Annotated in this window: 3 protein-coding genes and 1 pseudogene; all 4 read left to right on the forward strand. The window is 77.3% G+C overall.

Going from position 1 to position 4,115, the window contains the following annotated elements:
• A pseudogene (locus PYV61_RS21775) lies at positions 1-327 on the forward strand (hypothetical protein); the annotation flags it as partial.
• A gap of 171 nt (positions 328-498) precedes the next feature.
• Positions 499-990, forward strand: coding sequence for a type II TA system antitoxin MqsA family protein (locus tag PYV61_RS21780; protein WP_275835615.1), 492 nt, complete (start codon positions 499-501; stop codon positions 988-990).
• Positions 991-1,082: 92 nt separating this feature from the next.
• Positions 1,083-2,642, forward strand: coding sequence for a glycogen synthase (locus tag PYV61_RS21785; protein ID WP_275835617.1), 1,560 nt, complete (start codon positions 1,083-1,085; stop codon positions 2,640-2,642).
• A gap of 14 nt (positions 2,643-2,656) precedes the next feature.
• A partial coding sequence (locus tag PYV61_RS21790; protein ID WP_275835619.1) for a DUF3536 domain-containing protein occupies positions 2,657-4,115 on the forward strand: 1,459 nt, incomplete at its 3' end.

A 4,115-nucleotide genomic window follows, 5' to 3' on the forward strand; every position in this document is an offset into this window, starting at 1 on the left:
GACGCCGCGCCCGGCGCCGACGGCGTGCGGCGGATCGTGCGCGGCGCGGGGCCCGACGGCCTCGAGTCGCTCGACGAGCTGGCGCGCGCCGCGGCCGCGCTCCCCCGGGTGCTGTTCGTCGGACACGCCCAGGCGCCTGCGCCGGCCGTCCTCGTCGCGACGTCGGAGGACTCGGGGCTCGACGCCGGGGCGATGCTCCGCGCGGCGCTGGCCGCGCACGGCGGGAAGGGGGGAGGGTCGCCGCGGCTGGCGCAGGGGAGGGCGGCGGACGTCGACGGGGTCGTGGCGCTGCTGCTCGGCGACGGCGGAGAGCGGGGGGCGGCGTAGAGCGGGGGACGGCGGAGTGCGGGGTACGACGAACACCGGGGTACTGCGCAGATCGGGGTACCGCGGAGTGGTCGTTAGGTTGGAGGGGCGCGGTTCGCAGTGCCCGCTCCCGCTGTATCCGTTCCCGCTGTATCCGTTCCCGCCTCACCCGCTCCCGTAGTACCCGCCGTCATGTCCGTCACCTCCCTCGACAATCATCTGCATCGCTTCTGCGGCGGCCGGTACCAGCAGGCCGTCGAGACCGTCACGATCCGCCTGAGCGGCATGAGCACCGAGGTGGAGCGCGGGCTGTACCGCTGCGGCAAGTGCGGCGACGAGCAGCGGACGGTGGAGCAGCGCGAGGCGGCGGAGAAGGAGGCGCTGGAGCGGATCCGCGCCGAGCACCAGCTGCTGGCGCCGCGCGAGATCCGGCAGCTGCGCGACGCGCTGGGGCTGACGGCGGCGCAGGTGGGGGAGCTGCTGTACGGCGTGCCCAAGGGGGTGGTGGAGGGGTGGGAGCGCGGGCGCTACCTGCAGAACCGCGAGGCCGACGCGCTGCTGCGCGGGCTGCGCGACCGCGCCACGCTCGAGCGCCGCGCGGCCAAGGCCGGGGTGACGCTCCCCGACCCCGACCTGCTGAGCGCGATCCCGGCCGCGTCCGCGAGCGCGCCGCCGACGGACTGACGCGCGGGCGCCGCGGCGTGTACAGTGCGGGGCACCCGCCCGCGGGCGCCGCACGCCCCCGGGACGACGCGCCCGACCCCAGCCGCCGCCCCATGCCGCTCTCCCCCGAGGCGCTCGCCGAGGCGCTCGCCGACGCGCCCCCGGACCTCCCCCCGCTGGTGGCGCGCGACGGGCGCCCGGTGGGGGTGGTGCACCTGGCCGGCGAGCTCGCGCCGTACGCGCGCACCGGCGGGCTGGGCGAGGCGGTGGCCAGCCTCGCCACGAGCCAGGCCGCGCACGGGCTGCACGCGGCGATCGTCATGCCGCTCTACCGGCAGGCGCGCGCGCGCACCCCGCAGCTCGTCGCCGTCGGCGAGCCGTACGAGGTGCTGGTCGGGCCGCGCCGCGAGTTCGCGCAGCTGTTCACGGTCCCCGACGTCAGCACGCGCGACGGCGCCGAGGACCGGCGCGGGCGCGTGCGGCCGCGCCACTTCTTCATCGGCAACGACTACTACTTCGACCGCGCCGGCATCTACGGCGAGGGGGGCGGCGACTACGCCGACAACGCGCGGCGCTACGCCTTCTTCTGCGCCGCCGCGCTCGCGTCGCTGCCGCGCATCGCGCGCGGCCCGCTCGTGCTGCACGCCCACGACTGGCACACCGCGCTCGCGCCCGTCTACCTGCGCACCTGGTGGGCGACGCACCCGTTCTACCGCGAGGCGTCGACGGTGCTGTCGGTGCACAACGCCGGCTTCCAGGGGCACTTCGACCCGGCGGCCGTCCCCGACCTCGGGCTGCCGTGGGAGATCTACAACTTCCGCCAGCTCGAGTGGTACGGGCGCGCCAACATGCTCAAGGGCGGCATGGCGTTCAGCGACGCCGTCGTGACCGTGAGCCCGACCCACGCCGCCGAGCTGCGCACCCCCGACGGCGGCTTCGGCCTGCACGACGCCTTCCGCTCGCTCGGCGACCGCTTCGTCGGCATCGTCAACGGGATCGACCAGAACCTGTGGGACCCGGCGCGCGACCCGCGCCTCGCCGCGCGCTACTCGCGCGACGACATGGCGGGGAAGCGCGAGTGCCGCGCGGCGCTGCAGCGCATGTACGGGCTCCCCGAGCGCCCCGACGTGCCGATCTTCGTCATGAGCGCGCGGCTGGTGTGGCAGAAGGGGCTCGACCTGCTGCTCGCCGACACCGGCTTCTTCGACCTCGACGCGCAGTTCGTGTTCCTGGGCGCCGGCGAGGCGCGCTACGAGGAGGCGCTGCGCCGCCGCGAGGCCGCCGCCCCCGACCGCGTGCGCGTCGACACCGCGTTCACCGACGTGAAGGAGCACCAGCTCATCGCCGGCGGCGACGTGCTGCTCATGCCCTGCCAGTACGAGCCGTGCGGGCTGACGCAGATGCGCGCGCAGCGCTACGGCACGCTGCCGCTGGTGCGCGCCGTCGGCGGGCTCGCCGACACGGTGGAGAACGGCGTCACCGGCTTCGTGTTCGGCCCCTACGACGCGGGGGCGTTCATGGGCGCGGTGGTGCGCGCGCTGCGCACGCACGCCGACCGCGCGGCGTGGGACGCGATGGCGCGCGAGGCGATGGCGCGCGACTTCGGCTGGGCGGCCTCCGAGGCGCGCTACCTCGACCTCTACCGCCGCGTGCTCGGCGGCACCGCCGCCTGAGCGTCCCGCGCGCGGTGCGCAGCGTCGTCGTCCACCTGCACCTCTACCAGCCGCCGCGCGAGGACCCGTGGCTGGGGGAGATCGAGCGCGAGCCCGAGGCGGCCCCCGACCACGACTGGACGGCGCGCGTCGAGCGCACGTCGTACCGCGCGCTGGCGGCGGCGCGCGTGCTCGACGGCGAGGGGCGCGTGCGGCGCGTGGTGGACGCGTACGCGCGCGCCAGCTTCGACGCCGCGCCGACGCTGCTGGCGTGGATGGCCGACCAGGCGCCGGCGACCTACGCCGCGCTGGTCGCCGCCGACCGCGCGAGCCGCGCCCGCCTGGGGCACGGCAACGCGCTCGCCCACCCGTACGACCACGCGATCCTCCCGCTCCTGTCGCGCAGGGACAAGGTGACGGAGGTGCGGTGGGGGATCGCCGACTTCCGCCGCCGCTTCGGGCGCGAGCCCGACGGGATGTGGTGCCCCGAGACGGCGGTCGACGACGAGACGCTCGACGTGCTCGCCGCGCACGGGATCCGCTTCACCGTCGTCGCGCCGCACCAGCTCGAGGGGGCGCCGGCGGGGGGGCGGCCGGGGCGCTGGCGCACCGGCGGCGGGCGCGAGATCGCGCTCTTCCCGTACGACGACCCGCTGGCGCGCGAGGTGGCGTTCGGCGGGCTGCTGCGCGACGGGCGCGCGTGGGCGGCGCTGATGGCCGGCCTGATGGCCGGCGGCGCCGACGCCGAGGACGCCGACGAGGGGTCGGTGCGCAGCGTGGCGACGGTCGCCGAGACGTACGGCCACCACCACGCGCAGGGGGAGATGGCGCTGGCGGCGATGCTCGAGGCGGCGGCCGCCGAGCCGCACGTGCAGGTCGAGAACTTCGCCGCCGTGCTCGCGCGGCGCCCCGCGGTCGACGACGTGCGCCTCGTGGCCCCAAGCTCGTGGAGCTGCCCGCACGGCGTCGAGCGGTGGCGCACCGACTGCGGCTGCCGCGCCGACGCCGCGACGTCGCAGGCGTGGCGGGCGCCGCTGCGCGCGGCGGTGGCCGCGCTGCGCGGCACGCTCGACGCGCGGTTCGCGCAGGAGGGGGCGCAGCTGTTCGGCGAGCGCGGGCTCGACCCGCGCGTGGTGCGCGACGCGTACCTGGGCGACGGCGTGGGCGTGGTGCCCGACACGCGCGACCCGGTGTGGGCGCGCGAGCTGCTGGAGATGTCGCGCGAGTCGCTGCGGCTGGAGGCGTCGGGGGCGTGGTACGGCGACACGCTCGACCGCCCCGACGTGCGCATGCTGCTGCGCCACGCCGCGCGCGCGCTGGCGCTCGCCGGGCCGCAGGCGCCGGCGATCGAGCGCGCGTTCGTGCAGGCGCTCGACGCGGTGCCGGCGGCCGGCGGGACGACCACGGCCGGCGACCTGTACGTGCGCCACGCCCGCCCCGCGCTGCCGGCGCCGGTGCGCGACGCCGCCGGGTGGGCGGCGCTGCGCGTGGACA

The organism is Roseisolibacter sp. H3M3-2, from assembly GCF_029211165.1.
In the GTDB taxonomy this organism is placed as follows: Bacteria; Gemmatimonadota; Gemmatimonadetes; order Gemmatimonadales; family Gemmatimonadaceae; genus Roseisolibacter.

Bases quoted from the DNA above. Each gene is read 5' to 3' on its own strand.
- PYV61_RS21780 (WP_275835615.1), top strand. From the start codon at position 499: ATGTCCGTCACCTCCCTCGACAATCATCTGCATCGCTTCTGCGGCGGC.
- PYV61_RS21785 (WP_275835617.1), top strand. From the start codon at position 1,083: ATGCCGCTCTCCCCCGAGGCGCTCGCCGAGGCGCTCGCCGACGCGCCC.